We start from the raw sequence: 5813 nt of genomic DNA on the forward strand, positions 1-5813 counted from the left end.
TCCGTTTCACTGTCCTGTTCGGGATGGGAAGGAGTGGTTCCAGACTGCTATTGTCATCAGGCATAACTGGTGTTGTTGCTGATTTTTTACAGCAACAAAAAGCATAGAGTCGAATCGAGTGATTTTGATTGCGTTGGCCAGCCTTAGCGGTTTGCTGCTGTGCTTTGTCGATCGTTGTGGGATCGATTTGTCAAAGTTATAGGGTCAAGCCTCACGGGCAATTAGTACTGGTTAGCTCAATGCATTGCTGCACTTGCACACCCAGCCTATCAACGTCGTAGTCTTCAACGACCCTTTAGGGGGCTCAAGGCCCCGGCAGATCTCATCTTGGGATGAGTTTCCCGCTTAGATGCTTTCAGCGGTTATCTCGTCCACACTTAGCTACCCGGCGATGCCACTGGCGTGACAACCGGTACACCAGAGGTGTGTCCACTCCGGTCCTCTCGTACTAGGAGCAGGTTCCCTCAAATCTGCAGCGCCCACGGAAGATAGGGACCAAACTGTCTCACGACGTTTTAAACCCAGCTCACGTACCTCTTTAAATGGCGAACAGCCATACCCTTGGGACCGACTTCAGCCCCAGGATGAGATGAGCCGACATCGAGGTGCCAAACACCGCCGTCGATATGAACTCTTGGGCGGTATCAGCCTGTTATCCCCAGAGTACCTTTTATCCGTTGAGCGATGGCCCTTCCATACAGAACCACCGGATCACTTAGTCCTAGTTTCCTACCTGTTCGACTTGTCAGTCTCACAGTCAAGCACGCTTATGCCTATGCACTATTAGCACGATGTCCGACCGTACCTAGCGTACCTTCGAACTCCTCCGTTACGCTTTGGGAGGAGACCGCCCCAGTCAAACTGCCTACCATGCACTGTCCCCCGCCCTGATTCAAGGGCGCAGGTTAGAACCTCAAACACACCAGGGTGGTATTTCAAGGACGGCTCCATGAGAACTAGCATCCTCACTTCAAAGCCTCCCACCTATCCTACACAGATCTGTTCAAAGTCCCATACAAAGCTACAGTAAAGGTTCATGGGGTCTTTCCGTCTTTCCGCGGGGAGATTGCATCATCACAAACATTTCAACTTCGCTGAGTCTCAGGAGGAGACAGTGTGGCCATCGTTACGCCATTCGTGCAGGTCGGAACTTACCCGACAAGGAATTTCGCTACCTTAGGACCGTTATAGTTACGGCCGCCGTTTACTGGGACTTCGATCAAGAGCTTGCACCCCATCACTTAATCTTCCAGCACCGGGCAGGCGTCACACCCTATACGTCCACTTTCGTGTTTGCAGAGTGCTGTGTTTTTAATAAACAGTCGCAGCCACCTATTTTTTGCAACCCGTTCATGCTCAGATGCTCTCATCACACTAATAGGGCACACCTTCTCCCGAAGTTACGGTGTCAATTTGCCGAGTTCCTTCTCCTGAGTTCTCTCAAGCGCCTTAGAATACTCATCTCGCGCACCAGTGTCGGTTTGCGGTACGGTCGCCTATAGCTGAAGCTTAGTGGCTTTTCCTGGAACCCCGTTCAGTGACTTCATGAGCAAGCTCACTCGATCGACAGCCTCGGTATATGTGTGCCGGATTTGCCTAACACACGCCTACTTCTGCCTAAACCAACTATTCCAACAGTTGGATCACCTATTAAGATTCGTCCCCACATCGCACTATAGGTCGGTGCAGGAATATTAACCTGCTTCCCATCAGCTACGCATCTCTGCCTCGCCTTAGGGGCCGACTCACCCTACGCCGATGAACGTTGCGTAGGAAACCTTGCGCTTACGGCGAGGAGGCTTTTCACCCCCTTTAACGCTACTCATGTCAGCATTCGCACTTCTGATACCTCCAGCAGCCTTTACAAGCCACCTTCGCAGGCCTACAGAACGCTCTCCTACCACGCACAGTAAACTGTGCATCCGCAGCTTCGGTAACTGGCTTGAGCCCCGTTACATCTTCCGCGCAGGACGACTCGATCAGTGAGCTATTACGCTTTCTTTAAATGATGGCTGCTTCTAAGCCAACATCCTGACTGTCTATGCCTTCCCACCTCGTTTCCCACTTAGCCAATTTTAGGGACCTTAGCTGGCGGTCTGGGTTGTTTCCCTCTCGTGTCCGGACGTTAGCACCCGGTGCACTGTCTCCCAAGCTGTACTCTGCGGTATTCGGAGTTTGCCTTGGTTTGGTAAGTCGCCATGACCCCCTAGCCAAAACAGTGCTCTACCCCCACAGGTAATACTTGAGGCACTACCTAAATAGTTTTCGGAGAGAACCAGCTATTTCCGAGTTTGTTTAGCCTTTCACCCCTATCCACAGCTCATCCGCTAATTTTGCAACATTAGTCGGTTCGGTCCTCCAGTACCTGTTACGGCACCTTCAACCTGGCCATGGATAGATCACTCGGTTTCGGGTCTACACCCAGCGACTAGACGCCCTATTCGGACTCGATTTCTCTTCGGCTCCCCTATTCGGTTAACCTCGCCACTGAATGTAAGTCGCTGACCCATTATACAAAAGGTACGCCGTCACCCCGAAGGGCTCCGACTTTTTGTAAGCATGCGGTTTCAGGATCTATTTCACTCCCCTCCCGGGGTTCTTTTCGCCTTTCCCTCACGGTACTGGTTCACTATCGGTCGATTACGAGTATTTAGCCTTGGAGGATGGTCCCCCCATATTCAGACAGGATTTCACGTGTCCCGCCCTACTTGTCTCTAGCCTAGTACCACACAGAATTTTCACATACGGGGCTATCACCCACTGTGGCCGGAGTTTCCAATCCGTTTTGTTGTCTTCTGCGCTATCACTAGAAGGCTGATCCGATTTCGCTCGCCACTACTTTCGGAATCTCGGTTGATGTCTTTTCCTCTGGGTACTTAGATGTTTCAGTTCTCCAGGTTCGCCTCGTTAACCTATGAATTCAGTCAACGATACCCTAACGGGTGGGTTTCCCCATTCAGAAATCTTCGGATCAATGCTCATTTGCCAGCTCCCCGAAGCTTATCGCAGGCTATCACGTCTTTCATCGCCTGTAATCGCCAAGGCATCCACCACATGCTCTTATTCACTTGACCCTATAACTTTGACTTCTGCTTTCGCAAAAACCTCCATCACAGAACAAGCAAACTTGCTTACGCGTTTGCCGTAATTCACGCTTGTCTTGAAGAGCCACCTAAAAATTTTTAGATGACTCAGAGAACAATCGTCAATTACTGAACAATTCAAACTTCTTTGAATGTTCGTTGTTGACGCAATCAAAATCATTGCTGATGGCACGGCGCAGATTTACTGCTTTCCATCAGCAACGCTGATTCGACTCTATGATTTTTTAAAGAACAGCCAATTTCATCGATTGATATCGACAAACAACAAAAAAGCCTTTTAAGACCAAAATCTTTTAAAGCCCTTTTGGTGTTTAACGAAACTGCGCATTCTACTACAGTTTATGATGCATTAGCATCGATGTCGAATGCTTTTTTTGGTGGAGGATGACGGGATCGAACCGACGACCCCCTGCTTGCAAAGCAGGTGCTCTCCCAGCTGAGCTAATCCCCCAATAGATTCAATCCATTGGATTTCATCCACCCCATCTTTCGATAGGATTTTGGTGGGTCTAGTTGGGCTCGAACCAACGACCCCCGCCTTATCAAGACGGTGCTCTAACCAGCTGAGCTACAGACCCATCATCGAATACCTGTTGGGTATTCGATTTCCATTCCAACAACCGATAAGTGTGGACGCTTGGCAAAAGCTGCCTTTTCCAGAAAGGAGGTGATCCAGCCGCACCTTCCGGTACGGCTACCTTGTTACGACTTCACCCCAGTCACGAGCCCTGCCGTGGTAAGCGCCCTCCTTACGGTTAAGCTACCTACTTCTGGCAGAACCCGCTCCCATGGTGTGACGGGCGGTGTGTACAAGACCCGGGAACGTATTCACCGTGACATGCTGATCCACGATTACTAGCGATTCCGACTTCACGCAGTCGAGTTGCAGACTGCGATCCGGACTACGACCGGCTTTATGGGATTTGCTCCCCCTCGCGGGTTGGCTGCCCTTTGTACCGGCCATTGTATGACGTGTGTAGCCCCACCTATAAGGGCCATGAGGACTTGACGTCATCCCCACCTTCCTCCGGTTTATCACCGGCAGTCTCATTAGAGTGCCCAACTTAATGATGGCAACTAATGACAAGGGTTGCGCTCGTTGCGGGACTTAACCCAACATCTCACGACACGAGCTGACGACAGCCATGCAGCACCTGTGTTACGGCTCTCTTTCGAGCACCAAGCCATCTCTGGCAAGTTCCGTACATGTCAAAGGTGGGTAAGGTTTTTCGCGTTGCATCGAATTAAACCACATCATCCACCGCTTGTGCGGGTCCCCGTCAATTCCTTTGAGTTTTAGTCTTGCGACCGTACTCCCCAGGCGGTCAACTTCACGCGTTAGCTTCGTTACTGAAGAAATGAATCCCCAACAACCAGTTGACATCGTTTAGGGCGTGGACTACCAGGGTATCTAATCCTGTTTGCTCCCCACGCTTTCGTGCATGAGCGTCAGTGCAGGCCCAGGGGATTGCCTTCGCCATCGGTGTTCCTCCGCATATCTACGCATTTCACTGCTACACGCGGAATTCCATCCCCCTCTGCCGCACTCCAGCAATGCAGTCACTAATGCAGTTCCCAGGTTGAGCCCGGGGATTTCACATCGGTCTTGCATCGCCGCCTGCGCACGCTTTACGCCCAGTAATTCCGATTAACGCTCGCACCCTACGTATTACCGCGGCTGCTGGCACGTAGTTAGCCGGTGCTTATTCTTACAGTACCGTCATGATCCCCAGGTATTAACCAGAGACTTTTCGTTCTGTACAAAAGCAGTTTACAACCCGAAGGCCTTCGTCCTGCACGCGGCATTGCTGGATCAGGCTTGCGCCCATTGTCCAAAATTCCCCACTGCTGCCTCCCGTAGGAGTCTGGGCCGTGTCTCAGTCCCAGTGTGGCTGGTCGTCCTCTCAGACCAGCTACAGATCGCAGGCTTGGTAGGCCTTTACCCCACCAACTACCTAATCTGCCATCGGCCACTCCAATCGCGCAAGGCCCGAAGGTCCCCTGCTTTCATCCGTAGATCTTATGCGGTATTAATCCGGCTTTCGCCGAGCTATCCCCCACAATTGGGCATGTTCCGATGTATTACTCACCCGTTCGCCACTCGTCATCAGGTGCAAGCACCCATGTTACCGTTCGACTTGCATGTGTAAAGCATGCCGCCAGCGTTCAATCTGAGCCAGGATCAAACTCTTTAGTTCGATCTCTATAAACTCACTCACTTAAGCGGAATTGAAGTTCTCCTGTAAGCTAAAAGCCTACACACTTCGATTCTGTGCTGTGAGCGCTTGGCATTTCTGCCGCACTTTGCTTGCGCAAAGTTTTGCGGCAACTTTTATTTCAAACGCCCACGCTTATCGGCTGTATATTTTTAATGAACCTTACTTGCCATCCAACGATTTGGATTCGCATCGTTTCGCAATCAGCGAAGCCCTCTACTATAACACAAAATTTCAAGCACTCAAGAAATTTTTGAACTTTTTGAAATCTTGCTTCGAAGACAGCTTCACATCTAGCGAAGCCCTCTACTATAACACGAAAAATTTCAAATCAACAAAATTTTGAAATTTTTCATGCAGCCTGCCAACCAGGCTTTCGAGGAAACTCCACATTGTAGCAGAAATTTTGAGTCAGTCAACTAACCTCAACAGCATCTGCCACCGCAACCACCCAATAGAGCAGCTGCAATCAAGCGAAGGCGTGACTATAACA

General features: G+C 50.4%; 2 tRNA genes and 3 rRNA genes. All 5 read right to left on the reverse strand.

The features are described from left to right. A 5S ribosomal RNA gene (gene rrf / locus CLI93_RS14560) occupies positions 1–61 on the reverse strand; the annotation flags it as partial. A 139-nt stretch (positions 62–200) separates the two neighbouring features. Next, positions 201–3074 (reverse strand): 23S ribosomal RNA (locus tag CLI93_RS14565). 405 nt (positions 3075–3479) lie between these two features. After that, positions 3480–3555: transfer RNA gene (locus CLI93_RS14570), tRNA-Ala, on the reverse strand. Between the two features lie 50 nt (positions 3556–3605). Next, positions 3606–3682, reverse strand: a tRNA-Ile gene (locus CLI93_RS14575). Positions 3683–3764: 82 nt separating this feature from the next. Next, a 16S ribosomal RNA gene (locus CLI93_RS14580) occupies positions 3765–5302 on the reverse strand. Positions 5303–5813 lie beyond the last annotated feature (511 nt).

The organism is Vandammella animalimorsus, from assembly GCF_002288875.1.
Taxonomy (GTDB): domain Bacteria; phylum Pseudomonadota; class Gammaproteobacteria; order Burkholderiales; family Burkholderiaceae_C; genus Lampropedia; species Lampropedia animalimorsus.